This window comes from Glutamicibacter sp. MNS18 (genome assembly GCF_026107515.2).
In the GTDB taxonomy this organism is placed as follows: Bacteria; Actinomycetota; Actinomycetes; order Actinomycetales; family Micrococcaceae; genus Glutamicibacter.
Map to the genome: position 1 here is coordinate 68,187 of NZ_JAPCHW010000013.1, position 26,623 is coordinate 94,809.

A 26,623-nucleotide genomic window follows, 5' to 3' on the forward strand; every position below is an offset into this window, starting at 1 on the left:
ATCCAGATGAAGGGGGCAGAGCCGGAGCGGTGCCAACGGCGGCCAGCCGTCCCGTAGTTTCCAGGACAGCACGCGCCCCGGGCACGGAGGCCGCAGCAGGTCGGCGGCCGGTACGGTTCGTCTCCTGCCTCTGTTGTCCAAGGACAATCCGATGCTCAACACCAGGCAGGAACCCCGCGAATCGACCGCGAAGCCGGAGATCACCATGTGTCGTTCGGCCAGCGTGTAGCGGATCCTTTCGGTGGAGTCATTGCCGTGCGAGAATTCCCGCCACGTAAGCGAAACCAGTGACTGGCTGACCCTCACGGCATCGGCAACGAACCTGTTGGAGCCCCTTGAATGCTTGCATCCACAACGGGGCGGTCAGGATCGTCCCCTGCGGCTCGGACCGTTGCCCGGCGACATCCGGCGTCACTTGGGAATGCATGGGAAAGTCCAGGACGGGTCCCCGGGTGACTCATTCTCGGTCCGACTTCCCGCCACGACATTCCACGTCCCGGTGCCGTGCCGGTTCCGGGCAAGGACCGGGGCAGACAGGCGCCCAGACGGAGCGAAGATGTTCGATATCGCCGTTGGGCGGGCTGGCCGCGGGCTACCGCCTGGAACGTGAAGGGCGGCAGGTGCTGCTCCTGGAGGAAACAGAACGGCTCGGCGGGCGGTCCATGACCGTTCGCATCGCCGGCGAGGCAGTCAACCTCGGGGCCATGTTCGTCTATGCGGGTACCGCATCCCATGACCTGGAGGTCGAGCCGGGGCGACCCTGCAGCCGTTCGAACCGGCTATGTTCGGGATCCATGCCAATGTCCGCACGGTGATTGCCGACAACATCGCGGATCTGGTCAGCGGGCTCCGGCTGCTGGAAGAATCCCGGGCGGCACAGAGGACGTTCTTCACACGCCTGGCCGAGGGGTACCGCGCCAATACCCTGCATGGACGGCTGCGCCTCGGGCACAGGGATGGAATGGTCCAGTTCGTGTGCCACGGGAACATTTCAGGCTACTTGGAAAGGGCCACGGATCCTGGTTCAGGGCTGCTGGAGCAATGGGTCGGGGAACTCCTCGAGGTCGCTCCGCGCTTGCGCGGGCGCATCCTCGGCTCCGGGATCCAGTCCTGGGGACATTGTTTCTCTCTGTTGACCCCCACCAGCTACGCGGCGCTGGCATCGCTCCAGCCGCCGATCGGCGACGGCCTGCATTTCGCGGGGGACTACTCCTCCGGAACCGCTGGAACACACGGTGCCTACACGGAAGCCCAGCGCGTCACCCGGGACATCCTGCGGACATGATCCACGGTTTCCCGGCACTGATCCCCGCTGTAGCGATCCACCCGCCGGGGCGAAGCCTGCCCGGGGGCCAATGCCGAAAAAGCCCGCCAGGCACGCGCCCCAAAGCACTTGCCTGACGGACCGGCACCTGCTGCGCGGAAACGGGCCCGATGCCGTTGCCCCGATCGGAGACTGCGGGCATGGGTCGGACGCCCCATGCCGGCCGAGGTAAATGAAGTATGGCCGAAAAGGGGCGCCCGGTTTGGAGCGGAGCCGTGGTGTCGGCGCAATGGTCGGCACCACGGTCCCTCAGCAGGTGGCTCGGTTAGCCGTTGTTTTCCAGGCCCTTTTCGGCGCCCTTCAGGTGCGGGTACACGTCAACGAAGCGGCTGTACTTGTATTGTCCGCAGGTGTACGGGGCGGTTTGCGCCGGGTTCTCGTCGGTGACACACGTTGGCACAGTTTCCACAGGAGCGTGGAAGTCCAGGTCGATAAAGAAAGGGATGGAGTAACGCTCCTTTCCACTGGTATTCACTACACGGTGCACCGTCGAGGAGTAACGGCCATGGGTCATCGCCTGGACCAGGTCACCGATGTTGATGACGAACGCCCCCTCGATCGGCGGTGCGCTAATCCACTCGCCTTCACTGTTGCGCACCTGCAGGCCACCGACCGCATCCTGGTTCAGGATGGTCAGGAAACCGTAGTCGGTATGCGCACCGATACCGACTTCGTCCTTCGACGCGGACAGTTCCTGTGGTGGGTAGTGCAGCAGCCGTTGGATGGTGATCGGGTGACGTTGGATGTCCTCGAAGTAGTTCGCTGGCAAGTCCAGGCTGATAGCGAAAGCGCTGACCAGTTTGCGAGCCAGGCCCATCATCGCATCGTGGTAAGCGTCGCAGGTCTCGCGAAATTCAGGTAGTTCTTCCGGCATGAGGTTCGGGCCGAAGAACGGTGAGACTTCCTTCTCGTCCACGCCGTAATCGAAGGCTTCCTTGAAGTCGCGGGTGTTCTTCGGGTCGGCATTTTCGGCGAATGGCGGGATGTAGCCACGCAGCGTCAATCCCGAGTTGGCTACGTTCAGACGCTGCTTGACTTCCAACGGAAGGTTGAAGAAGTCCTTGGTCACCCGGTACATCTGGTCGATCAGTTCCTGGTCAATCCCGTGGTTCTTCACGTAGAAGAAACCGACTTCTTCACAGGCCTTGCCGATGGTCCGTGCAACGCCTTCGGCATCGCTACCGTCAACCAAAGCTGAAATGTCGATCAGCGGAATTTCCTCGAATGCGGTCTGCTTGGTCGCAAGGCGGCTGTCTACTGCGGTCATGGTGATCGTCTCCCTTGAACGAATGAATTCGGTAAATAGCAACTTCGAGCTGTTCTCGCTTTTGCCGGTAAGAAAAGTGTTGCCCAGGTCACCCGTGAAGGACAAGCAAATGATTTTTTGCTAAATCGTGCAAAAATTTTGCATGGTTCGTGGGCTGTAATCCCACGTCCCTCGAACCGTTCACTGACCCGGAATTACAGAGCAATACCGGGATTCCCGCAAGCCCATCGGTCCTGCGGGAAGCAAGCGGTGGACGGGATCCGAGGGGCGCGAGGGGCGCGAGGGGCGCGAGGGGCGCGAGCAGCCGACCTGCGGCCCCACGGAAACAGACAACTTCACCGTGGTGTGTGACAGCTTTGCCAATGAGCCGTACCCTAGGCTCTATGGAAACTGTAGTTTCCGTCGCAAACACCTGGACCATTGAAAAACAACCACGGAAACAGCATCGTGGTGCATGGGGAGTCCTTGAAGGGCCAGTACCCTGCACATCCACAATCGGCATTATTCAGCGAGATGGCTCATGATTGACAACAAGATAAAAGTTCTGCAGATGGTGGAGCACTACGGGAGTGTCACCGCTGCGGCTACCGCCTTGAGCTATACCCCGTCGGCGGTCTCCTACCAGCTGCGGCAACTCGCGGAGCAGGTGGGGGCGAAACTGCTCGAACCTTCTGGCCGGGGTATCTCGCTGACACCGGCGGCGCGCACCCTGCTGCGGCATGCCGTGATCATGCAGCAGCAGTGGGAAACGGCGCGCAGCGAAATCGCCGCGACCTACCAGCACCTGTCCGGCACGTTCACACTCTGCGGTTTCTCCACTGCTGCATCCCATCTGCTGCCATATGCCCTGGCCACCTTGAGCAAACGGCACCCCGATCTCAAGGTCCGGCTGGTCGAGGCCGAACCGGTGCGCTGTTTCGATCTGCTCCTGGCGGAGACCATCGACCTTGCACTCGTCCTGGTGACCGCAGAGACCCCACCGCTGAGCGACGAACGGTTCGATCAGCAGCTATTGCTGGATGACCCCCTGGATCTCGTGGTGCCAACCACCCATCCGTTGGCCGCCTATGACGAGGTTCCGTTGTCTTCCGCCGCCCTGGAACCCTGGGTCATCGCCACCCCGGGAAGCGCATACCACAAGCTCACCGTCTCGGCGTGTGTTGCCGCCGGATTCACACCGGATATCGCGCATCAGGCCGATGAGTGGGAGACCGGGGCGGCACTGGTGGCCCAGGGGCTGTGCGTGATGCTTGTCCCCCGGCTCGGCGGCGTCAACCCGGTGTGGCCGGTCAAGCGGATCCGGCTGACCGGTGAACCGGCTCCCACCCGCCGCATCATGGCGGCAACCCGCAAGGGCGGTGCGTCCCATCCGCTGGTCGCGCAAACCCTCGAACTGGTGAAGACCGCCTCGGCCAACATGTCGACCCATGGGGTGCCACCAAGCGCCGTGGGGCCCACGGCGGACGAGTCGGGGGCCGGACGGGCCGCGCATGAAACAACACCGACAGCGGACTAGGACAGGGACAACGGTTTCGAAAGCCCGGTACCCACCGGCCCCCCTGGCGTATCGGCCATCACCGATGGCTGCCAGCCCAACCGTAATTAGTGCGAGATCCGAGGAGCAATAAATGGACCACCGGTCACAAGACATTCTGGAGCTGTGCGCAAAGGCGGCAGTCGCCGCCGGTGCAAGCAGGGAACTGGGTCTGGCCCTCGGCCGGGCGACAGTGGCTGCGCAGGAAGCAGGCAAGGACGCGCTGGGAATCCAGCACTTCTTCGACTACCTGGATGCGGTCCAGGCCCACCGGATCGATGGAATGGCCGATCCGGTCATCAGCACCCCAACGCCCGCGGTCTATCTCGCCGATGCCAGACAGGGAATCCCGCACGTGGCCTTCGACCGGGTGCTCGGCGATCTGGTGAGATCCGCCCACGAGCTTGGTCTCGTGGTGCTGAGCATCAATAACAGCTACACCGGTGGTGCGCTGGGATACTTCTCCGAACGCATCGCGGAGGAAGGACTCGTGGGTCTCGTTGTCGGGAACTCCTCGGCGCACATGGCCGCCGGGGGAACCAAAAACGCCGTACTGGGAACGAACCCCCTGTCATTCGCCGTCCCCCAAGGCCCGGACCGGCCGCCCCTGGTCTTCGACCAGGCCTCAAGCCAAACGGCGATGGTCAATGTCCGCGAGGCTGCGCGTAGCGGCCGCCCTATCCCCGACGATTGGGCCGTGGACGAGTACGGCATCCAGACCACTGACGCGGACAAAGCCCTCCTGGGAGCCCTACTTCCGTTCGGCGGTTACAAGGGTACTAACATCGCCCTGATGGTCGAGATGCTCGCGACCCTGTCGGGTGGCAGCTGGTCGCTGGATGCGGGCTCATTCAACTCGGGTGAGCGCAGCCCGGCGATAGGGATGTTCCTGGTTGCCATCGATCCGACGGTCTTCGACCCGCAGTACCCACAGCGGGTTATCCAGCACGTGGACCGTTTGCGCAGCCAGCACGGGATGCGGTTCCCGGGAGATGCCCGCAGCCAACGGACCCATGGGACGTGCATGGTCGACGAGCAGGACTACAACCAGCTGCTCGCACGGGCTGGGGAACTGGCCCGGTAGAAACTCGGCCGGCCCGGCGCCGAGCCCTTTCCTTTGTCCGTCATCTCCGGGGAAAATGGCTGCTCGCCACTGAACTGATGGGCCGTGACCTTCCGCTTCGGTCACGGCACGGTGCTGAGCCAAGTACATCCCCCAACCATTGGCGTATACCCCCGGACCCCACGGTCTACCGAACGTACACGGAGCAGGGTCCCTTTCCGTCACAGCGGCTTCGGCAACCCCACGTGCTGGAAGCCCACAGCCGCCTTGCGCCCGGGACGGCTGTCGCTGGGACGGCACGGCAGCACCGACCCACGAGGCGCCGCCGGTTCCCCGGACCCTTCATCGAGCAGATGTCGAGACCCCGAGTTGTCATGCTCAAAATATCCAGTTGTCACACGCAACTCTCTTTTAGCAACGGCAGTTCAGCAAGGATATTCTCGATCTACTTCACCTTGGACTTTCCGCTTGACCGGCCTCGGCTGAGCTGCAGTTCGAATTCCCCAAAACATCAGACAACTTTAAAATGTGATCTAGACAACTTTGGTTAAGTTGGGTTAGAGTTTCGTCACAGCAAACCCGCGAAATGCGGGACGTTATTGCGCCCGGGAACTCGCAGCCCGGTGTGGCCAACACTCGGACGGTAAGAATGGGATTACCAATGAATCAGATGAATACAACGCACTTGCACCGTCTTCCATCATTTATCCGTGAATTACCTGGCTGCCGGTCCGGGCTTCACCGGCCATGAGCAACACGGCAAGTCAAGACAACAACTTCCCCTTGAAAACCAGACAGGTTTTCGATTCAGGGACCGTGGTAGTTGGCACAGCTCGACGCTCGAAAAATAGCAATGCTGGGTGTATCGCGTGTTGAACGCGAAACCCGTAATTCGCACGAAGGGTAGCAAAATGGCACTAAACCTGGGAACAAGAACATCCCCGATTCCGATTTCTGGCGGAGTCCATGTCTCGCATCTGGGCAAGAGCTACGGTTCGAACAAGGTCCTGTCCGACGTGAACCTGAAAATGCAGGAAGGAGAGGTCGTCTCGATTATCGGTCCCTCGGGCGCAGGCAAGAGCACGTTCCTCCGTTGCCTGAATTACCTGGAGGTCCCTACGGAAGGAACCATAACCATCGGCGGGGCCAGAGTCTGCGCTGACGACTCGAGACCCGATAAGGCAAGTCTCGACCACTTGCGCAAGGTCACGGGTATGGTCTTCCAAAGCTTCAACCTCTTCCCGCACCTCACCGTCATGGAAAACATCACCTTGCCGCAACGCAAGGTCCTGCGGGCGAGCAAGGACCGGGCGGAGGAAGTCGCCCAGTCGCTGCTCAAACGCGTCGGGCTTCCGGAAAAGGCAAAGGAATACCCTGCCCGGCTCTCCGGTGGGCAGCAGCAACGCATCGCGATTGCCCGGGCGCTTGCCTTGTCCCCCAGTGTCATGCTGTTCGACGAGCCGACCTCAGCGTTGGACCCGGAAATCGGCCTCGAAGTCCTCGCCGTCATGAGGGATCTCGCCGACGAGGGGATGACCATGCTCGTCGTCACCCACGAGATGCATTTCGCGCGGGATGTCTCGGACCGCATCATGGTCATGGGCAACGGCGGGGTGCTGGAAACCGGCCCCAGCGAACAGGTCATGTCGGATCCTTCGCATGAGCGCACCCGGCAGTTTCTCAAAGCCGTCCTGGATCGGTAGTGGGACGATGATACTGGACATCTTCCTGACCGTTTCCAAGGGCATCGGTCTCACGCTCTACATCACTGCGGCATCGCTGTTCTTCGGAGGAATCGTCGGTCTCTTCCTTGCCGCCGGCGCACAATCACGGTTCGCATTGCTACGTTTGGCGGTTGCCGCCTACGTCAATGTGGTCAGGGTTATCCCCCCGATCACGTGGCTGTTCCTGATCTATTTCGGACTGCCCCAGTTCGCGCTGAAGCTCTCGACACTGGAGGCGGCGATCGTCGGGTTCTCGGTCATCGCCTCGGCCTTCATGGCGGAGATCTACCGATCAGGATTGCTGAGCATTCCCGTCGGACAGCGCGAAGCCGCCCACGCACTGGGGATGGGCCAGCTAACCACTGCACGCTGGGTGATCACGCCCCAGGCCTTCAGGGTCGCGCTGCCGGCGATTGCCACCTATGCGATCGGTCTGCTCAAGGACTCCGCGTTGGCCTCGACCATCGGTGTCCACGAGATCACCTACTTCGCCCAGCAAAGCGCCAAGCAACTCCATCAGGGTCTGCTGTCCTTTGCGCTGGCCGGGGCCCTGTACATCATCCTCAGCCTGGTGATCGCCGTGATCTCCCGGCGGATCCACGTGAGGCTTCGGCAGAAAACGGGGGTGGCATAATGTCTTTCCTCAACGATTGGATAGCCTGGCTACCGCAACTCGGCCCGGGCGTGGCCATCAGCCTGCAGCTGACGGGAATGGCCCTGTTCTTCGGATTCCCCTTCGGCCTGCTGCTGGCGGCCATGGCCGAAAGTCGGCTGGCCACACTTCGCTGGATCTCGTTCCTCATCGTGGAGGTGGGCCGGGGCCTTCCGGCGCTGGTCCTGCTCTACTTGCTGTACTTCAGCCTTCCGGACATGGGCGTCATCCTGACGTCGATGACCACAGCCGTGATCGCACTGTCGTGGAATGCGGGCGCCTACGCCTCGGAGTACTTCCGCGCCGGGCTGTCAGCCGTCCCCCGTGGACAAAAGGAAGCAGCGCTCACCTCCGGCTTCTCGCGATGGACCGGGTTCCGCCTGGTTATCCTGCCGCAGGCCCTACGCATCTCCACGCCGCCGCTGGCTGGTCTGGCCGTGCTGGTTTTCCAGGGAAGCGCGTTGGCCTTCGTCATCGCGGTTCCGGAGCTCATGTCCAAGGCCTATGAGATCAGCTCCATGACTTTCCGCTACCTCAGTGTTTTCTCTCTTACCGCCATCGTCTACGGGCTGATCACCTGGCTCTTCCTTGCCCTGGTGAAGCTTCTCGAAGTCCGGCTGAGCCGGCATCTGGTTTAGCCATAGCCACCAGCCATCCCCGGCGGATCCGGCTCCATCCCACATTTTCCATCTAGCCCGAAAGGCAAACAACATGACTCGCAATGCCAAAAACCTCGGTCGCGGACTGCTGCTTACCGTGATTGCCGCGACCTCGCTGAGCGCTTGTGGTGCCAGCGGCAGCAGCACGGTACCCGAAGACTGCACTCCCGTGTACGAGGAATTTCCCACTGTGGCCGAAGGCACCCTGACGGTCGCCACCTACGATTTCTCGCCCTTGACCATTATCGACGGCAATGAACTGTCCGGGGTCGAGGGGGACATCCTCAACGAGATCTCCAAGCGGCAGTGTGTCACCCTCACCGTGGATTCGGCCGGTGGCGCCAATGCCGCGATTCCCTCGGTACAGACCGGACGCGCGGACATTCCGGCGGGCAGCTGGCTTCGCACCCAGGAACGCGAAAAGATCATGCGCCTGGGAGCGCCCGCCTACCTGAGCCCGAATGGCGTGGTGTCAACCAAGGGCCTGACGGCCGAGGAGCTGCCGGGCCACAAGGTGGGCTCGGTGGCCGGAAACCTGTTCAACGCCAGCCTTGCCGAATGGCTGGGCAACGACTTCGTCATCTACCAGGACGACGAGTCGATCTACGGGGACCTGGCCAATGGCCGTATTGATGCGCTGGTCGCCGCGAGTATCTCCGCAACCGCCCGGTTGGAGGACAATCCCGTCGAAGGTGCGCAGGTCATCGACGTGACCCCGATCGAGCAGGTGCCGGAGTTCGCCAAGTCGGGCCAGGTAAATTTCCCGGTCAGCAAGGACAACGAAGCCCTGGGGCAAACGCTGGACAAGTTGATCATCGACATGCAGGAAGACGGGACGATCGAGCAGATCGTGACCAAGTGGAACCTGGATGCCTCCACGGCGGACGTCGGTGAACCCAACGCCCTGTGATCCATGCCGGCGGGACGGCGAGCGCATTTATCCCCGACGGGGGCCGGATCCCGGAACTTGGCTTCTCGGCTGGCCGCTGTTTATCCACCGGATACAACAGCGGCCACACTCGAACTCGCACGACGTCGTACTCCAGTGGTAGACGGGCCGTTCGATGCGGGTGCCGTCATGGGCTCCGGTTTCCGCCGGATCACCCCGTGCCATTGCTAGTCCGGGGATTCATGAGGCGCTACGTTGGAAATACCGGGACTTTCATCCGGTTCACCGCCGACGACGAGGATGCGCTCCATGCAAACCCCGATTCCCGATTACCTCGATGAACTGCTCGATTCGCTTCGCGGGGATACGAGCGGGGCCAGAGCCGGTTACATCCCGGAACTGGCCAACGCCAACCCGGATCTGTTCGCCATGGCCGTCACCACGGCCACCGGAAGCACCTACGCGGCCGGGGATGCGCAAGCCGAGTTCTCCATCCAGTCCATCTCAAAGCCCTTCGCCTATGCCGCGGCCATCATGGACCGCGGACTGCCCACCGTGCTGGCCTCCATCGGGGTGGAGCCCTCCGGGGAGGCCTTCAACGAGCTGTCCCTCGAACCGGGTACCAACCGGCCACGGAACCCGATGATCAACGCCGGGGCCATCACTGCCCACGGCTTGCTCGTGGGCCCGGATGCGGACCCCGAGGCCCGGGTGGACCGGGCGCTCCGGTTGTTTTCGCAACTGGCCGGCCGCCAGCTGCGGGTCGATGAGAACGTCTGTGTCTCCGAGCTGGAGACGGCGGATCACAACCTGGCCATGGCGCACATGTTGCGCAGCTACGGGATCCTCGCCGATGATCCGCACGAGGTGGTCACCGGCTACACCCGCCAGTGCTCGATCCTGGTGACCGTCACCGACTTGTCGATGATGGCCGCGACCCTTGCCAACGGCGGCGTGCAGCCGCGCACCCGCGAAAGGATCATGGATCCGGCCACCGCCCGCCAGGTCATGTCGGTGATGGCCGTGGCCGGAATGTATGACGGCGCCGGCGACTGGCTGACCCGGGTCGGTATCCCCGCCAAGAGCGGGGTGGCCGGCGGATTGGTCGGGGTGCTGCCCGACCAGGTGGGCATCGGGGCGTTCTCCCCGCGGCTTGATGAACACGGCAACAGCCAGCGCGCCAAGCGTGCCTTTGAACGCCTGTCCTCCGATATGGGGATGCACCTGTTCGCCCCGAGCCACGGGCGGCTGGATGTGGTCGGGGTGCAGCGCGAGGGAACCCGGGAGGTTTTCTCCCTGCAGGGCAACGTGCAGTTCACGGCAGCGGCCGAACTGCTGGATCTGATGGCCGAATCCACGGCGACCGGACAAGTCCATGTCGATATTTCCCGGGTCTACTCGTTCACCGATGTCGCCCGCCGGATGACGCTCGAAGGCCTTCGCCGGCTGCGGCTGGACGGCCGCCGGGTTTTCCTCGACGACCCATTGCAGGCCCTGGCGGATCCCGATCTGGGTGATGGCACCTACCCGGAGACCCCGTAATCCGAGCAACCAAACGGCTGGCTTCCCTGGTATTGACTTCATCCTTGGCCGGGTATGATCACGCACCAGGCCAGACACGTCGGTAGTCCGATCGTGGCCGCACTTTCACAGATTCGTTGCGGTACCGTGTGCTTCGTTCCCGAGCGCCTTAACGAAATCCGAAATCTGTCCATCCGGAACTTCCGTCAAACGACCCTTGTCGAAATCCTTCAACCCCGCGTCGATGGCCCTGCGTAACGCCTCGATTTTAAGCGCTTGTTCCTGATCGCGTTGTTCGACGAGGCGAAGACCCTCGCGCAGTACCTCGCTGGCGTTCTGGTACCTTCCGGAGTCCACCAGCAAAGTGATCAGATCATGTTGATGGTCAGTTGGAACGACATATCGAGTAGGCACTACTCCTCCAAGATACTTTCACCCATGATGAATCGGGATGGCTGGATATGCCATCATCCTGATTAGGTTCTGTCAGTTCCCCGCTTGGAGGGCTCGCATTCCACCAGCAAGCCCGGAACCAGCATTAGTCATCGAATGCCGGGGTGTTCGCCTGGCATTCCACCGTTTCGCCCGGTCCTGCGGTTGCGGTGGCAATCTCGCGTTCCCCGTCCAACAGGATCCGGCAGGTCAGCCGAGCGCCCTCGCGCGGGGTTGCGCTGATGGCGGCGTCCCTTTCCGCGGTCACGATACTCTTAATGCTCCAGTGTGCGGTGTCCTGGGCATCGGCATCATTGGTCGTGGCGACGGCACCCTCGGTGATCAATTCCGAGTCTTCCCCGCGCCCGGCAGCCTCCAGGTAGCCGACATTATCGATCCCGTTGATTGTGTCCCCGGTGCCGGTCAGCTCGTAGGTGACCGACCAGGCATCCGCCGTGGATTTCTGGACGGATTCAACCATCGAGCACCCGGTGGTTCCCAGCGCCAGAACCGTTGCTGCCGATGCGGCCATGACTACCTTGGTGGCTGAAGTGATGCGCATGTGTTTCCTTTGGGTGGTGTGGGTCCGCAGCTTCCACTGTATCCACGCCCATAGGCCCAGAACCTCAACCGCACGAGCGATCCCGGGGAAGATCACTCAACCCGTGGTCGGCGATCGGTCCCGTCCCCTTGGCCCGTTTCCGCCCAGATGCTGCACCCGGTGGGCGGTCGCTTCCATGAACCTCCAGTCGTGGCAGGTGAACAGGACGGCACCGCCGACCTCCAGGATCCCGTCAATGACCTGCAGCAGACGTATGATGCCTTCCTGGTCCAGGGCCTCGGTCGGCTCGTCCAGCAACAGCACCTTCGGCTCACGCACCAGCACCGTGGCCAGTGCCACTAACCGGCGGGCGGAGGCCGGCAGCTCGTACGGGTGGCTTTCCGCCACATCGGCCAGTCCCAGCTGCTCGAGCACCTGCGGTACCTGCTGCCGCAGCTGCCCGCGTTTGGTCAGACCGAAGGACACCTCCCGCAACACTGTACGTTCGAAGAGCTGGTCGGTGGGGTTCTGCAGGAGTAGTCCGGTATCCGTGGCCCGCAGGCTTCCGGACCGGCAGTCCAGCAGCCCGGCCGCGGCCTTGAGCACGGTGCTTTTTCCCGCACCATTGGGCCCGGACAGCCCCACGCATTCGCCGGCCCTCACCGACAGCTCGAAATCCTTCAGGACTGAGGTACCGCTGCTGTACCCCAGATCCGCATCCCGGAACTCCAGCAGCACCGGCGCGTCCGGGGTAACGGATCCACGCTTTGTGACCGGGTACGGAGCGTCCCCGCCTGGGGATGCATGAAGTGTCCCGTCTTCCAGATCCAGCACCAGATCGGGATCCAGCACTCCCGTGGTACACGCCAGCACCAGCAGCGTGCACCCCCTCCGACGCAACCGATCCATGAAGTCGAGAACCAACGCCGTGGCCCGGGCATCCAATCCGGCCAGCGGCTCGTCCAGCACCAGGACCTTCGACTCGTTCACGGCGAGCGCGGCCAGGGCCACCAGCCGCTGTTGGCCACCGGAAAGCCGGGCCGGATCACGCTGCAGCAGGTGTTCCAAATCGAAGTCCCGGGCGATCCGCTCGACCCGGTGGGCCATATCCGGTGCCGGGACCCCGGCGTTCTCCAGGGTGAAGGCCAGTTCCTCGGCCACGGTTTCACGGATCCCCGACAGGTAGTGCCCCGCCTCCTGGGGCAGCAGGCCGACCTGTGTAGCCCAGCCGGCCGGGTCGATGCGCGGGGTGTGTTCCGGCGTGTAGCCAATCCGTGTTCCGGCCAGCTCCAGGTGCCCGGTCATCGTGTCCATTCCAGGGCGCGGGAGCATTCCGGCCAGGATCATCCCCAGGGTGGTTTTCCCTGCCCCGGAGGCCCCACGGACCACGGTCAGCGAGCCGGGAGGCAACTGCAGGCTGATCCCGTGCAGGGCATCGGCGGGTGCCGAACCGTAACGGAAGCCCTCCAGTTCCAGGGATACGGCTGCCGTGGTTTGTCTCCTGCCCATCAGGCTCCCATCCAGACCGGGGCGAGTATGGCCAGCGGACCGAGCAGTGTGCAGGCCACTGCGGCGTAGCGGATCCGGCGTTGGCATGGTGAATCCGGGACCGTTCGCCACCGGGTGCGACTCCCTGTGGCGGGGAAGCCGCGGGCGGCCAGGTGCGGGGCACGGATGGCGGCATCCTGCAAGGAACCGAGGACCAGGGGCACGCTCCGCAGCCGCAGACGTTGGAACCACCCGGCATCCACACCGCGCAGTTGCTGCGCCTGGCCGATGGCGTGCTGTTTCCCGGCCAATTGGGGCAGCAGGAACAGGGTGGCCGCCACCAGGTAGCCCAGCTGCGGTGGCGCCTTGGACAGGTCGATGGCCGCCACCAGCTGGTGCCGGTCGATCAGCAGGGTACAGAGGATCCCGGCCACCACCAGCACCGCGGTGCGCAGCCCCAACGCAGCGGCCAGTCCCAGTCCTTCAGCGGTGATCGTGACCGGGCCGGCGGCCAGCAGGATCCGGGTTCCATGGGTTGCGGCCACCGCATGGATCAGCAGCTGGGAGGTGAAGGCCGGCAGGATGATGGCGCAGGAGAGCAGCACCAGTTTCCGGGCACAGTGTGCCCGGATCGCCAGGACCAGGCACCCGGTGATCACCGCAGCGCTGATCCACCAGATACCCGCCGCCGTGGTGGTGGCCACGACGGCGGCGGCCACGGCCAGGATGGTGAACGGGTGCAGGCTGCTGCCGGCCATTCGGTGGGTCCTACCTGGTTCCGCGCTGGCCCAGGACACGGTAGCGGCGCACGAAGTCGAAACCACCGCTCAACCGCCCCGGCAGCGCGTAGACCAGCAGGGCGGCCAGCAGAAAGACCAGGGCCTTGTCCCCCGGATCCGACAGCAGCGCCTGTTTGGTGACGGCCGAAAGCAGCGAATCCCCCATGGAGCGGAAGGCCGCCACCACGGCACCGGTCCCCACCCCGGAGGTGCCGCCGAAGACGAAGGCCGCCACCGGGGCGGAGATCACCCCGACCACTACCCCGGAGAACAGGCCGGCCACCGGAGCCAGGTAGACCCGGCGCAGCGCACCGAAGCGGGCAGCCGTCCCGGCCAGGAACCCGACCAGCGCGGCCCCGGCAGCAAAGGGCAGCACGGTGGGGGAAAACAGCGACCAGATCAGGGTGCCAAGCACGCCGGTAGCCGCCCCGGCCCGGCGTCCGGCCAGGAAACCGACCATGACCGTGCCGATCGAGTCCAGGTAGAGCGGGATCATCACCGAGCCGACGAGCTGGCCCAGCAGGATATTCAGTGCCAGCGCCACGGGGATCAGGGTCAGGGTCGAGACCGGCAGATCCGGCAGCACCGCAGCCAGCAGCAGGATGGCGGCGGCCAGGTAGGCGGCGAAGGTGGCCAGGGCCACCCCCTGGCCCAGCCCGTCGACCAGCCCGTCGGGCTGGGTGGTGACCAGCATCAGGTAGGTGCCGATCAGCAGTACGGTTCCGATGGTGGTCAGCAGGCGTCCGCGCTGCCGGTGACGGTCGCTTGTTTCGACCAGGATCAGGTGTGGTGACATGCTCAGGAAGTCCTCGAGTGTGGGTGTTACGCAGGTCCGCCCACATGGTTCGCGGGCGCACGGGGATCCGGGTCTATGTCACCTCGACCCGGTAGACGATTATAGCCCACTGGTGGTGGCGGTCAGGAGTTTGTGTCCACCGCCCTGGCCAGGGCGGCCAGCCGGGTTCCCAGCTCGGCGAACCCTGCGATTGGGTCGTTGCCGGTGACCACTAGGGCGTTGGCGGGTTTGCCCCACAGGCCGCGGAAGTCGGCCACGGTGGTGCCGAAGAGCAGCCGGGAGCCGGTTTCCACATCCACGTTCGCGGCCCGGGCCTGGTAGTCCAGGGTTCCGGCGGCAATGCCGGCGGCGAAGTAGTCGTGCACGTGGGCAATGTAGCCTTGGTCGTAGTCGCGGTGGAACTCGAAATAGAAACGCAAGGCGTCACTGAGATAGCGCAGCAACCGGTTTTCCGCGGTGCTGCGGGTTCCCGGTTCATCCTCGGCACGCACCTGCTCGGGTTCACCTCCGGCGGCGAGAGACAGCTGGTGGACGAAGTCGGGCTGCATTTCGAAGCGCTCGGTGGTATCCAGGGAGCACACGATCGGCAGCTTCGCCTCCTCCAACCCGGCGGCTGCGGCCGCCGTATAGGCGGCATAGACCTCGGCGGCCGCATGCGGATCCACGTGGGTGTTCCATTCGGCGGTTGGCGTGGTGTTGCCCTGGTAGTAGAAGGCCCCGCCCATGATCACCACCCGGCGCAGCAACCACGGGAGTCGCGGTTCACGGCGCAGGGCGAGGGCGAAGTTGGTCAGCGGGGCACTAAGCAGGGCCGTCAGTTGGCCGGGTTCGGCCCGGGCAGCTTCGATCCAGTAGTCAATGGCATCCAAATCCGCGTCCGGTCCCGGGCCCGGATCCGGAAGCGTCGCGTAACCCACCCCCTGCGGGCCATGGGTTTCCTCGGTGGTCACCAGCGGTACCTGCAAGGGCGCCCTGGCACCGATCAGCACCGGCACCCCGGGCCGCCCGCACAGTGCAAGCAGGGCGCGGTTGTTGGCGGCCACCGCCTCGGCATCCACGTTGCCCGGCGTGCTGGTCACCGCCACGATCTGCACGTGTTCGCAGGCACAGAGGTAGGCCAGGGCCAGCGCGTCATCGATCCCGGTATCGTTGTCGATCAGCAGGCGGACCGGTTCGGAGCCCGGGGTGTGCCCGGTACTGTCGCTAGCAGTCATAGATGTCCCTTCGGGAATCGCTACGTGAATCGGGGAGCACGCCGCGCGCTGCTCCGCCGGCAGGCCGGCACCCATCATCGTAGCCGAAGCCGTGCTCCACCTCGGCGAACTCAACTAGACTGAAACCTTGTGATGACTACGCAAGAACCAAGCGATCAATCCCTCTCCTCCAACCCGGCCAGCACCCTGTTGGCTTGGGTCGTGCGAATCGTTTCCGTCCTGGGAGTGCTCGTCTGCCTAGCAGCAGGCTTTGCTTCCGGTGGCGCACTGCTGCACGGCCATCCGATGTACCTGGTGCTGCTGGCCGTGGTGTTTCTCGCCAGTTCATTGGTCGCCATCCGGGCTTGGCGTACCGAAGTCTCCTCGCCCCGAAGACACCTCGTGTTGCGCACCGCCGGGGCCCTGGGCTCCGTACTCGTGTTCGCGTCGGTGTGGTGGTTGGCACCCTACTCCGCTCTCGAGCCCGCGCATTCGGCCATGGTCTCCGATCATCAGGTGACGGTGACCGAAACGGCGACCCGGATCGTCTTGGAGCCGGTGGAACCCGGCAGCCACTTGGGGGTATTTTTCCAGCCCGGCGCCAGGGTTGATGCCCGCGCCTATACTGCGGTTCTGCGGCCGCTGGCCGAGAACGGGCATACCGTGGTCATCCCGAAACAGCCGCTGGGCATCGGCTTTCTGGCCACCAACGCTTTCGCTGCGGTGCGCTCATCATTCGACCAGGTGGAAAGCTGGGTGGTTGGCGGGCATTCCCTGGGTGGGGTCGTGGCTTCCAATGACGCGGAGGCCTTCCACGTCTCACCTGGCCATCCGGTGCGCGGGTTGCTGTTGTTCGCGTCCTATCCGGTCACGGATTTGAGCGGGCTCAGTCTCCCGGTGCTCTCCATCTCCGGTTCCGGGGACGGGCTGGCTACCCCGCAGAAGATCGAGGCCTCCACGTCGTCGCTTCCGGTGGATACCGGGTACCTCGAAATCACCGGTGGCATCCATTCCTTCTTTGGTGACTACGGAATGCAGAACGGGGACGGCAGCCCGGAAATCAGCCGAGATCAGGCCCGTCAGGAGATCTCCCGGGCCAGCGTGGACTTCGCGGAGACGCTCGGCCGGTAAGACCGGGATTCCGTTACAGCGATTGCGGTAATTCCACACCCAATTCCTGTGCAATCCGGCGAAGGTCACTTACGGTGGTGGAATTCAGGCTCAGCGTGGTGTCCTCGGCCAGCTGCTCGGCAGTCGGCGCATTCTCCCCCGGTGCCCGCACAGGCCGGGCTCCGGGTTCCAGCTCTGTGTCCTTCACGTGGGCAATGAACTCCTCCACCTGCGCGGTGTAATCGTCCAGATCGCGCAGCTGCGCCACGTCCAAGGCAATGATCAAGGTGCCCTGCGCCTGTTCGCTCTCCCGGGCCGAGACCGTCTGAGAGCCGGAGAGCGCACCGCCCAGAGCCTCTACCAGCAAGGCGAGCCCGAATCCCTTGAATCCTCCGAATGGCTTGAGATGCCCGCCGGCTCCCGTCCATTCCCCGGGCACCTCGGAGCCGGCATCCTTCTCGAAGTGCAGGCGCCCCGAGGCCACGGCGCTGGTGGCAAAATCGATGACCATATGCGGTGCCTGGGCCCGCGGGATCCCGGCGGCAATTGGGTTGGTGGACAGCCGTGGCTGGGTACCGCCCGGCGGTAGCACCGACTGCAGCGACCCGTTGTTGTTGCCGAACACCAGGGTGATGACCCCGGCCTCTGCGGCCTCCTCGCAGAAGGGTGCGAAACGTCCGGCAAAGTCGCTGTTGCGTACCGTGACGGCGCTGATCCCGTGGTCCTTGGCCCGTTGCACGGCCAGCACCGTGGCATCACGCAGCGCGAAGTGCCCGTGGGTGCGGTTCCCGTTCAGGGTCACCAGTGCCCCGGTGTCCTTCTCGATGGTGGCCCGGGCCGCGGCGTTGGTGGTCCCGTCGGCGGCACGATCCACATATTCCGGCAGCCTGCGCAACCCGTGCGAGGGGTGGCCGGCCAGTTCCGAGGCCAGCAGGTGGTGGGCCATGTACTCCGCATCCGTCTGGCTGGCACCCACGGCGCGCATGCTGCGCACCGTGAAATCGCGCAAGTCAAGGGAGGAGAAGCTCGTCTCGTTTACCTGCTGGGTTACGTTGGTCACTGCCGCTCCTCGTGTCCGGTTCGTCGATCGCTGGTTTCTACGGATACTGCCCCACCGGGCGCCGGGATTCAACTTGGCGCCCGGACGGCCACAGCACGGGGTAACCTCCCGTGCCACCGGCATCCTTGGCGTACGGAGGTCGCCCCGGGGTGTCGTCCACGGTGGTCCGTCATCGCCAAGCACATGGTTCTGCTGCACCATGAGGGAACAGTTCCTGAACGCTACTTGTTGTTAAGAACGGAATGCGACACTTGCGATGCGACCCAACGAGAAGAAGTGCCACATAGCCGCACCATCGGGCAGGACGGCTAGAAAAGTCCGCTGAAGCGCCTGACGGATACCGGGGTCGAGGTGACTGTGGTCGCGCCCGATTCAGACGATTTCCTCGCCCTGGTCGACGATTGAGACTGAGGAGACACCACGGTGGATTTGACGCTGGACTAGGCTATTGCCGCATCATTGACGGGATAGCGAACAACAAGATGGTGCCCGCAGCAGCGATCTCCGGGCACCGTCCTGGTTAGAGTTCTACGATCTCGAATTCCATCAGATCCGCGCTGCTCGCCACAGGCTTCCTCGCATCTCCTCCGGCATGAGCCGCATCCGAACGCTGCGCCCGCCAGTTCTCGAAATCCTCACGGCTGGCCCACTGGGTGAAAACGAAGTAACGGTCCTCGCCCGCCACCGGGCGCAAGAGCTTGAAGCCCTCGAAGCCCGGGGAACCATCCACCGAGTGCTTGCGTGCGGCAAAACGCTTCTCCAGCTCCGGGCCAGCCTCACCGGGAACCTTCAGTGCATTGATGACGACAATCGACATGCTGGTTTCTTCCTTTCCGCGCCCGGCTGGTTCCGGGATATTTGACGCTTCGGCACCAGCCTACGCCCCATGGCGTGAAGAAGCCGTGCATCGCGTCATCGTCTGCCGTAGGCCCGGAACAGGTAGCCGCCAGACCCATTGGACGTTGATGTATCTATTCGTATGGATTACTGCGCCAGCCGGTACGCACGGTGTTTACTGGTGGCTGGAGCTGTGGGCGCAATGAGGCCATTGTCCACCATTCGACGCAATACCGGTCGCAGATGGCTCACCGAACGCCTCGTTTCAACGCTGATCTGGCGAACATTCAGCTCCGAGCGCTTCTCGAGCAAATCCACGACAGCCCGTTCCAGCTCACTGAGGTTGGTTTGAGCGTGAACTTGCAGGAAGTATCGCCCCTCGCTGGGAGAGTAGCCGACCAACCCGAGTCGTTCCATCCGCTGCAGCGCTACCTGCTGCTCCGACGTGTCAACACCCAACTGCAGCCGGAGTTCATCCAGGCTGGCCGAATCCAAATGGTGCAACAAGGCCAATGTCTGATCCTCCAGATTGCTTCGTTCCCCTCCCGGAAGGTCGGCCAGCCATCGGAGCATATCCGGATTCAGCAGGCCATAGCGACTAAGGGTTACCACGAACTGGGCAATGGAACTTCGGAACCCTGGCGCAGGGAGCCCACTTTGCTGCATTACCCCGCGCATACGCGGGATTCCGGAACCTTGGTTCTCACAGACTGATTCCGAACGGTCTCGAAATTCCACATCGGTCAACAGCTTGGACAGTACTTGGTTCCGGGAGCGAGACATGCCATTGTCTATGCTTTCGATCCGGCGTCCCCAGATGCCGCCTGGGCTATATACCTCCAAACGATCCGAATACAGTTCCACCCGCACCTGATCTCCTTGAGCGTACGAGCTGTAGTCGCGGTGGGTTACCGCATTCACCACTGCTTCTCGCAACGCTTCGACGGGGATTTCCGGAACCTCCTCGGCTCCTGCACCTCGCATCACACGTCGATGCCGCAGATTGCGCAAGACGACTTTGACCGTGTCATCAACCATGTCGGGTATAGCGCCCTCCAAGACTGCACTGTCAACGAGCCCCGTCCCCTGTGTCATATCCTCCTTGGATTTACCTGGATAGGCTGCGAAACTAATCATCAGCTGCCCGAAGAACTGCTGCGGGTATTTACCCACGGAGAGCAACCCGGCAAGCGTAGGATGCTCAGTATCGGTAGCGAGGACTTGAAGCCTGCGCAGGATTTCTGTTTGCCCCGAGGTTCCCACTACCGCACGCGGCCTTCGAGAGGACACCCTGTCAATGAGTTTTCGAACAAGTACTGGATCAAGATCGTCCATTTTCGCGTTCTCAACCGGAGCGTAATCTTCTCGACTGACATTCTCGATATTGGAAAGCAGGTAAACCTCATGCGTTCCGAGCTTGTGGTCCCCGTCTCCCATCCTCCCGAAGCTGCCGTTTTCCTTGCCTCGCGAAACGACAAAACACGGTTTCTGCGCAGCAGGTAACTCCGCGATTTCCAATACCACCACCTGATTGCCCTCGAAGACGAACTGGTCCAGGGTTGCGCTTGGTTGCGGAAGAACTTTGGCCGAAGGGCCCCTTAACCCCGCTTTCAACTGATCGATAATCTGCGAAGCATCGAAATCTGGCGAGGTCGAGAACCCATTGGCCTCATCCAGCCCCAGGATGATGATCCCCCCGGCAGTATTACTGAAAGCACTGACTGTCGCCCAGATACTGTCGCCGATTTTCCGGATCGTACGTTTCGCCTCCACACGCGCAGTATCACTGCCTAGCTGCCGGAGTTCACCCACGATCGACTGCAACGACTCGCCATCCATCGCATACCTTCCATAGATCACCGACGATTCAATTGTACCCACTGATCATCGAATAATCATCAGTGATGCCATCACTTTCCATAGTGACGCCATCACTGATGAAAGCCGCCAACGGGACCAGGCCCTCACTGCCAACCCGCGCGGCATGAGCTTTACTTGTCAATAAATAACCATGTCAGAAATCATTTATGCGTCAGTTTCAACGCGGTTCCTGCCCACCAATCCGTCATTTCTAGCCGCATCACCTCGCCATCACTTTGTTCACTGATAGCATCACTCTTAACACTGATGAACACAGTGGCAAAGTGACTGTGAAGTGACGGGAACAAACCCTCGGTTGCCCTGGTGTTCGGCATACGTCAAACCATGCCGCCTGTCGTGTATCGGCACCAATAGCGTCTTTCGAGGTCTACAGGTTTTCACCTGGCTGCGCCAACAACGGCCACAGGTTCAACGAGAACATCGAAAGCCTGTGCGACCTGCCCTGATTGCCAACCACGTCGCTCATTGTTCCTTGGGACTGCCGGCTTCACCGAAGGCAAGGACGAAGCAGGCTGCCGCCCCGGGCTCCCGATGGCCCAGGTTCCACGCCCAGGGTCACGGCAGACCCGTGCGCCGGAAAGTCCACAGCACCGTCCACCTTGGCGGCAGTGGGACAGGTGAATGCCGCCCGGTGGGTGGGGCTGACCTCCACCCCGTACCGCGCCGATGAGCTCAACGGGCTGATCACCATGCAGTGCGGTCCGATCCGCTACGACCTGGACTCGCCCTTGGCCGCCACCCGTGAACTGCGTATCCACCACACCGACTTCGAGCCCGAATCCCATGAGACGGACGGCGCGGGGATGCAGGAGCTGTGCAACGAGATCGCGCACGATGAGCAGCGGAACCGACAGATCGTGGAGTTGATCATGGCCGAACTGAGCGACGGGCGCCACTGCCTGGTGCTCTCGAACCGGACGCAACACATTCACAGCCTCACCGAGCTGGTCCAGGAAGCGGGGATCGAGGCACCGGTGATTGGATTACACGGAAAGCTGGGCAAGAAGGAACGGCAGGAGGTCACCGGCACACTGCAGCTGGTTGATGCTGCCGGCTTCGCCTACGTGGTCATCGCCTCGGACAAAATCGCCGACGAGGGGTTCAACCTGCCAGGGCTCGATACCCTGTTCCTGGTTTCACCGGTCAGCTTCAAGGGAAAGATCGAGCAATTGATCGGACGGATTCAGCGCACCGATGATGCGGAACGAGTCATCCAGATCCATGACTTCGTAGACTCGAACGTCGGCGTTTTCGAGGCCATGGCCCGTCGCCGCCATCATGTCATCCGAAAGCGTGGCTTCAACCTGTCTATGGCCAACCAAACGGCACTGTTGGCCGGCGACTGACTGCCGTCGGCACAAGTGTCACTGGCATGGGGATTGGGGCTATCAACCCGGTTCATGGCTACCATCCACATCGATTCGGCCGGTCTTCAACATCCAGCGTTCGAAAGGCCAAGTCAGGAACGGCAGGGTCGAGGAAACCCAACCGATGAGCAAGACCCAGACCTTCCACCGGAAGGTCACGGCGGCAAACAATGCGGCTGCGAGGTAGCACAGCCAGGTAATACCGTGTGCCCAGCCGAAGATCGTCACGCCAATGCCGTTGCCGTTGATCAGGTACTTGAAGGCCATCCCGGTGAGCATGCCCACCCACGTGAAGCACTCGACAAACGATACGACCCGGAAGATCGAGCGGGCACCACTTTGCCATCTCAATGAGCCCCTGTTCGCCATCGACTCTCTGCCTTTGACATCAACGACAGATTCAACGGCGGTCATTTTGGGCTCCTTGGATGGCTTCGTGACTGGTCAGTGACTCCAGCTAAGCATAGCCTTACTTCAGAGGCGAAAGGGTTCCTTGGTAACGCACGACACACCATTCTGCATGTCCGCGATTGATCTTCTCGACTCCCGTTGCTCGACTCCTCCGCAAGTTCCAAAGCAGGATGGCAGACGGGTTCCGGGGTTCCACTCAACTACCGGGGAATGACGATTTCGAAGATCGGATCTTCGCTTCCCGGTTGCAAGAAGGAAACCGTCAATTCATCCAGGAAGTTCAGCACCGTCAACGTGACCAGGGCTTCGGCATCAGGATCAGCCGTGCATTGAATCCGAGCATCACGCCAGTTCGACGACATTGTCGAGCACTGCTGGCTGACCTGCAGCCAGCCCCACAGGGCGCCGTCAGTCTTGACTTGCAGTTCGTACGTATCACCAGCGGTCATGCCGCTGGTGTCGATGGCGAACTCGTACTTCGGTGTCAGACCTCCGGTGACACGGGAAAGGCTGATTTCGGGTACGGTTATCTGCTGCTCCCCACCGTCCTCGGACGGCTCTTCGGTAGGTTTGTCCGTAGGTTCAGCGGTTGGCACAACCGTCGGCTCTTCCGTCGGTTCAACTGTTGGCTCAACCGTCGGCTCTTCCGTCGGATCAACTGATGGTTCGCTTGTCGGCTCTTGAGTCGGCTCCGCAGTCGGTGCGAACGTGGGTTCAGGCGAAGGCTCAACCGTCGGCTCCAACGAAGGCTCTTCGGTCGGCTCAACCGTCGGTTCTTCGGTCGGGTCAACTGATGGTTCGCTTGTCGGCTCTTCGGTCGGCTCCAACGAAGGCTCTTCGGTCGGCTCAACCGTCGGTTCTTCGGTCGGGTCAACTGATGGTTCGCTTGTCGGCTCTTGAGTCGGCTCCGCAGTCGGTTCAAACGTGGGTTCAGGCGAAGGCTCAACCGTCGGCTCCAACGAAGGCTCTTCGGTCGGGTCAACTGGTGGTTCGCTTGTCGGCTTTTGAGTCGGCTCAGCCGAAGGCTCAATCGTCGGCTCAACCGTCGGTTCTTGGGTCGGGTCAACTGTTGGGCTGATTGTCGGCTCCGCAGTAGGGCCAACAGTCGGTCCGCTCGATGGCTCCAGAGTTGGCTCCGCGGTAGGTGCAACCGTTGGATCCACAGGAGGCTCTTCTGACGGCTCCACCGTTGGTTCACCCGTTGGCTCATGCGAAGGCTCCAACCCGGGCCCTGCAGACGGTTCCACTTGAGGTTGCTCCGACGGGGACGGGGACGGCCTCCGGGAGGGACTGATGGAAGGAATCCGGGTGGGTTCTGGAGTGGCTTCATCTGCAGCCTCGTGCGCAGATCCTTCTCCAGCGTCACCTGGCTGCGCAGGATTGGCCAAAGGGGTTTGCGAATAATCTGGCTCGGCGACCAGAGGCGCCAGATCCTCCGTACCCGTTGTGGGCGCAGACGCATGGTCCTGAGAGTCAGTAGGTGCAGCCGAATTCGATTGTGCACTGCGTTCCAGTTCCCACATCAGGTGGTGCCCGGTGTCCGAATGATTGGAAGTATCAGGCTGTCCGCTGGCCCGGGCGTCAGAGCTGTCCATTGGCTGAACGGGCGAAGTCCCCGTCGGGCCTGCTGGCTCGATTGCTGCTGCGACTGGATTGTCAGCATCGGACTTGCCCCGCAGGTGAGACGTGATGCCAATAGCGGAAGCCACCACCGCTACCACGGTCAAGGCCACTGTGGCGGTCACCGCCACGGCACTACTTCCTGCTCCTCCCAGGACACCACCTGAGGTCGAGGCCGCAGAGGAGGAAGATCCCATACTGGATGCACCTGAGGCTGCTCCTGCCCCGGCCAGCACACCGGCCGCGGGCAGTCCCGTGGCCGTTGTTCCCCCAAGGACGAGGGGAACGATGATACCGCGAACCATGTTGCCTACCTGATCCAGCTCCAGGTACACCAGGCTGCACGAAGGGCAGGATTTCAGATGGGTCTTGACCGAACGCCTTTCGCGGGTGTTGGCCTTGCCCCTGACGTATCGCGGCAATTGTTCGCGAATTCCTGCGCAATCCGTCGGAATGTCCGCGGAGTCGTTGAGATGTGCGGCCAGGTAGGCCTCGCGCAACCCTTCACGGGCACGTACCGCCAGGGCAGAGACTGCATTGGCCGTCATACCAAGAATCGGGGCAACCTGTCGGGGCGGGAGCTCATCGACCTCGGTATGCCACAACACAGCCTTCCATCGCTCCGGGAGGGATTCGAACGCCTTGACGACTATTGCCGATTCGGCGCGTTTGAGCACATCATCCGAGTTGGAGTCTTCGGGGTAGAACTGCGCAATGTCATCGGTAACGATGCTTTTCGATGCGGCCTTGTTCCGGGAGAAAGCTTCCCGGGAGACCGCGGTCAATAGGTAGGCACGGAAGAACTCCGCCGGTCCCCTGCCCTGCGAGACAAGGTTGAATACCCGAAGGAATGCCTCGGACACGATATCCTCGGCTTCCGCGACATTGTCGGTATGCCGATGGGCGACAGACAGGGCAACCTGCTGGTGACGTTTGAAGAGGTTGGCTTGCGATTCGAGGCTCCCTTTTCGGACGCCCTGGATCAACTCGGCATCACTGGGTCCAGCTGATCCGATATCAGATTCTATTGCCACATACGTTCCCAAATGATGTCGAGGTCCGATGCAGTCACCTGACGCACTTGCCCGTTCCGCGCTTTAACGGAAACCAGCAGATGAGCTACGTCAGAAACTATACCGAGGCGGATGAGAATACGAAAGATCTGTTTCATCTTCGGCTTCCTGATGCGAACGTTCACGCACCTTATCACCCGTCAGCCATCGATTTGGTTCGCTAACTTGGCGATCGAATGCGTTGAACCCCCCATGAATCCAACCCATACGATCGCCAAGTAATCGCGTCCCGCTCGCAGCGGCAACAGCGACTACCGTCTAAACGTGATATCGAGTGAACAACAGGTTTTCACGATGTTCCGTATTTCGCTGTCATCAGTTAAGAGTCGTGAGCTAGTGGATCGTGACGCGGTTTCTGAAGAAATGTTGGAAAGTTTTTCAAGCCCCTGCCTCCAGTGACTCTGCACACAGATTTATGAGTGCGAAAAACGAGGCCAGAGCCCCACTGGTTTCGGAAGCTCCCGATACACACGAAAAAACTGAGCGCCCGGTTCTCCCCACAAGGGGGAGCCGGGCGCTCAGTTTTCAGTTGCTATCGATGGCTGTTAGCCATGGCGACGGCGGTTGCGGCGAGTGATCGACACACCTGCTGCTGCCAGGAGCGAACCCAGGAGCAGAATCGAGAGTGCTGCGAAACCGGTATTAACCAACTCTCCTTCTTCCTTCTGCTCTGGTGCCTTGGTTGGATCTTCCGAGCTAGTCGGCTCAGGAGTCGATTCGGACGGCTCAGGCTCAACCGGATCAGTCGATTCCGAAGGAGCCGGATCGGTCGATTCGGATGGCTCAGGCTCAACCGGATCAGTTGGCTCAGGTTCTGGCTCCTCATCTGGCAGCACGAAACCGAAGTCCAGCGTGCCATCATGGTCACCATCGTCGGTCAGATTCTCAGACTTGGCTTCCCAAGTCGATGAATCCTTCTCCCGGTTACCCTCGGTTTCCTTGGTCGGCACATAACCTTCCAAAGCTTCCTGAGAGCCCTCCTTATCGATCACGACTGTGTAGAACTCACCCTCGCCTAGCGGAGGAAGATTCTCGAAGACATAGTAGCCGTCCTTGTCGGTCGTAGTCGGACCAACTGGATTGCCGTAAATGTCCAGGACTTCCTTGCCATCAGGACCGATGAGCTTCAGAACGACACCTTCGATGCCCTCTTCGTCATCATCCTGCAAACCGTCCTTGTTCTTGTCGAACCAGACGTAATCGCCCAGGGAAACCTTCGGCTTCGATGGGTCAGTTGGATCTGTTGGATCGACGGACGGCTCAGTCGGCTCCGTCGGATCAACGGACGGCTCAGTCGGCTCCGTCGGATCAACGGACGGCTCAGTCGGCTCCGTCGGATCAACGGACGGCTCAGTCGGCTCCGTCGGATCAACGGACGGCTCAGTCGGCTCCGTCGGATCAA

At 62.1% G+C, this 26,623-nt stretch carries 24 protein-coding genes and 1 pseudogene; 12 read left to right on the top strand and 13 right to left on the bottom strand.

Translation table 11 applies throughout. The annotated features are described in order from the left end of the window. The first annotated feature begins 572 nt into the window (after window positions 1-572). Both OK351_RS14970 and OK351_RS14975 read left to right on the top strand, forming a co-directional pair. Complete coding sequence (locus tag OK351_RS14970) at window positions 573-815, top strand: FAD-dependent oxidoreductase (RefSeq protein WP_265160563.1); 243 nt, start codon at window positions 573-575, stop codon at window positions 813-815. Beyond that, window positions 782-1,285: an FAD-dependent oxidoreductase gene (locus tag OK351_RS14975; RefSeq protein WP_265160566.1), complete on the top strand. Its 504-nt coding sequence runs from the start codon at window positions 782-784 to the stop codon at window positions 1,283-1,285. Before OK351_RS14970 ends, OK351_RS14975 begins: the two co-directional genes overlap by 34 nt. Window positions 1,286-1,589: 304 nt before the next feature. Here the strand turns inward: OK351_RS14975 and OK351_RS14980 are convergent, their stop codons facing one another. Further along, on the bottom strand, window positions 1,590-2,591 hold the full coding sequence (locus OK351_RS14980; RefSeq protein WP_265160569.1) for an isopenicillin N synthase family dioxygenase: 1,002 nt from the start codon (window positions 2,589-2,591) through the stop codon (window positions 1,590-1,592). A gap of 520 nt (window positions 2,592-3,111) precedes the next feature. Between OK351_RS14980 and OK351_RS14985 the strand changes: the two genes are divergently transcribed. From OK351_RS14985 to OK351_RS15015, 7 genes are all read left to right on the top strand, one after another. Further along, window positions 3,112-4,107 (top strand): LysR family transcriptional regulator, encoded by a 996-nt coding sequence (locus tag OK351_RS14985; RefSeq protein WP_265160572.1) that lies wholly within the window; start codon window positions 3,112-3,114, stop codon window positions 4,105-4,107. A gap of 112 nt (window positions 4,108-4,219) precedes the next feature. Next, window positions 4,220-5,209, top strand: a complete 990-nt coding sequence (locus OK351_RS14990) for an Ldh family oxidoreductase (protein WP_265160575.1) — start codon at window positions 4,220-4,222, stop codon at window positions 5,207-5,209. An 890-nt stretch (window positions 5,210-6,099) separates the two neighbouring features. Next, the gene (locus OK351_RS14995) at window positions 6,100-6,891 is read left to right on the top strand and encodes an amino acid ABC transporter ATP-binding protein (protein WP_265160578.1); all 792 of its coding nucleotides are present in this window, start codon (window positions 6,100-6,102) and stop codon (window positions 6,889-6,891) included. Between the two features lie 7 nt (window positions 6,892-6,898). Beyond that, window positions 6,899-7,546 carry an amino acid ABC transporter permease gene (locus OK351_RS15000; RefSeq protein WP_265160581.1) on the top strand — a complete coding sequence of 216 codons (648 nt, stop codon included), beginning with the start codon at window positions 6,899-6,901 and terminating at the stop codon, window positions 7,544-7,546. Further along, window positions 7,546-8,202: an amino acid ABC transporter permease gene (locus OK351_RS15005; RefSeq protein WP_265160583.1), complete on the top strand. Its 657-nt coding sequence runs from the start codon at window positions 7,546-7,548 to the stop codon at window positions 8,200-8,202. Before OK351_RS15000 ends, OK351_RS15005 begins: the two co-directional genes overlap by 1 nt. 73 nt (window positions 8,203-8,275) lie before the next feature. After that, window positions 8,276-9,133 (top strand): substrate-binding periplasmic protein, encoded by an 858-nt coding sequence (locus tag OK351_RS15010; protein ID WP_265160586.1) that lies wholly within the window; start codon window positions 8,276-8,278, stop codon window positions 9,131-9,133. A gap of 288 nt (window positions 9,134-9,421) precedes the next feature. Then, complete coding sequence (locus OK351_RS15015) at window positions 9,422-10,654, top strand: glutaminase (protein ID WP_265160589.1); 1,233 nt, start codon at window positions 9,422-9,424, stop codon at window positions 10,652-10,654. A gap of 105 nt (window positions 10,655-10,759) precedes the next feature. On the opposite strand, the gene OK351_RS15020 is transcribed toward OK351_RS15015, so the two are convergent. From OK351_RS15020 to OK351_RS15045, 6 genes are all read right to left on the bottom strand, one after another. Next, on the bottom strand, window positions 10,760-11,047 hold the full coding sequence (locus OK351_RS15020; RefSeq protein ID WP_265160591.1) for a type II toxin-antitoxin system ParD family antitoxin: 288 nt from the start codon (window positions 11,045-11,047) through the stop codon (window positions 10,760-10,762). A 124-nt stretch (window positions 11,048-11,171) separates the two neighbouring features. Further along, window positions 11,172-11,627, bottom strand: a complete 456-nt coding sequence (locus OK351_RS15025) for a hypothetical protein (protein ID WP_265160594.1) — start codon at window positions 11,625-11,627, stop codon at window positions 11,172-11,174. Window positions 11,628-11,723: 96 nt separating this feature from the next. Next, the gene (locus OK351_RS15030) at window positions 11,724-13,115 is read right to left on the bottom strand and encodes an ABC transporter ATP-binding protein (protein ID WP_265160598.1); all 1,392 of its coding nucleotides are present in this window, start codon (window positions 13,113-13,115) and stop codon (window positions 11,724-11,726) included. After that, entirely contained in the window at window positions 13,115-13,852 is a 738-nt protein-coding gene (locus tag OK351_RS15035) for an energy-coupling factor transporter transmembrane component T family protein (protein WP_265160600.1), read from the bottom strand. The genes OK351_RS15030 and OK351_RS15035 overlap by 1 nt, the downstream gene beginning before the upstream one ends. A 10-nt stretch (window positions 13,853-13,862) precedes the next feature. Continuing rightward, window positions 13,863-14,669: an ECF transporter S component gene (locus tag OK351_RS15040; protein ID WP_265160602.1), complete on the bottom strand. Its 807-nt coding sequence runs from the start codon at window positions 14,667-14,669 to the stop codon at window positions 13,863-13,865. A 122-nt stretch (window positions 14,670-14,791) separates the two neighbouring features. Next, window positions 14,792-15,883: a nucleoside hydrolase gene (locus OK351_RS15045; RefSeq protein WP_265160604.1), complete on the bottom strand. Its 1,092-nt coding sequence runs from the start codon at window positions 15,881-15,883 to the stop codon at window positions 14,792-14,794. Between the two features lie 132 nt (window positions 15,884-16,015). Between OK351_RS15045 and OK351_RS15050 the strand changes: the two genes are divergently transcribed. Beyond that, window positions 16,016-16,993, top strand: a complete 978-nt coding sequence (locus OK351_RS15050) for an alpha/beta hydrolase (protein ID WP_265160606.1) — start codon at window positions 16,016-16,018, stop codon at window positions 16,991-16,993. Between the two features lie 13 nt (window positions 16,994-17,006). Here the strand turns inward: OK351_RS15050 and OK351_RS15055 are convergent, their stop codons facing one another. From OK351_RS15055 to OK351_RS15065, 3 genes are all read right to left on the bottom strand, one after another. Next, window positions 17,007-18,032, bottom strand: coding sequence for an Ldh family oxidoreductase (locus OK351_RS15055; RefSeq protein ID WP_265160609.1), 1,026 nt, complete (start codon window positions 18,030-18,032; stop codon window positions 17,007-17,009). A 520-nt stretch (window positions 18,033-18,552) separates the two neighbouring features. Then, window positions 18,553-18,849: an antibiotic biosynthesis monooxygenase family protein gene (locus OK351_RS15060; RefSeq protein WP_265160612.1), complete on the bottom strand. Its 297-nt coding sequence runs from the start codon at window positions 18,847-18,849 to the stop codon at window positions 18,553-18,555. Between the two features lie 167 nt (window positions 18,850-19,016). After that, entirely contained in the window at window positions 19,017-20,750 is a 1,734-nt protein-coding gene (locus OK351_RS15065; protein WP_265160614.1) for an ATP-binding protein, read from the bottom strand. A gap of 608 nt (window positions 20,751-21,358) precedes the next feature. Here OK351_RS15065 and OK351_RS15070 point away from each other — a divergent pair. Next, complete coding sequence (locus OK351_RS15070) at window positions 21,359-22,096, top strand: DEAD/DEAH box helicase (RefSeq protein ID WP_265160617.1); 738 nt, start codon at window positions 21,359-21,361, stop codon at window positions 22,094-22,096. Between the two features lie 42 nt (window positions 22,097-22,138). Here the strand turns inward: OK351_RS15070 and OK351_RS15075 are convergent, their stop codons facing one another. Further along, window positions 22,139-22,531 (bottom strand): DUF3817 domain-containing protein, encoded by a 393-nt coding sequence (locus OK351_RS15075; RefSeq protein WP_265160619.1) that lies wholly within the window; start codon window positions 22,529-22,531, stop codon window positions 22,139-22,141. 1,074 nt (window positions 22,532-23,605) lie between these two features. Here OK351_RS15075 and OK351_RS17970 point away from each other — a divergent pair. Next, the gene (locus OK351_RS17970) at window positions 23,606-23,779 is read left to right on the top strand and encodes a hypothetical protein (protein WP_371931464.1); all 174 of its coding nucleotides are present in this window, start codon (window positions 23,606-23,608) and stop codon (window positions 23,777-23,779) included. 722 nt (window positions 23,780-24,501) lie between these two features. On the opposite strand, the pseudogene OK351_RS17975 reads toward OK351_RS17970, so the two are convergent. Then, window positions 24,502-25,182: pseudogene (locus OK351_RS17975) on the bottom strand (RNA polymerase sigma factor); the annotation flags it as partial. A gap of 584 nt (window positions 25,183-25,766) precedes the next feature. Beyond that, window positions 25,767-26,623: SdrD B-like domain-containing protein (locus OK351_RS15085; RefSeq protein ID WP_306349492.1), on the bottom strand; the 857-nt coding region annotated here is incomplete at its 5' end.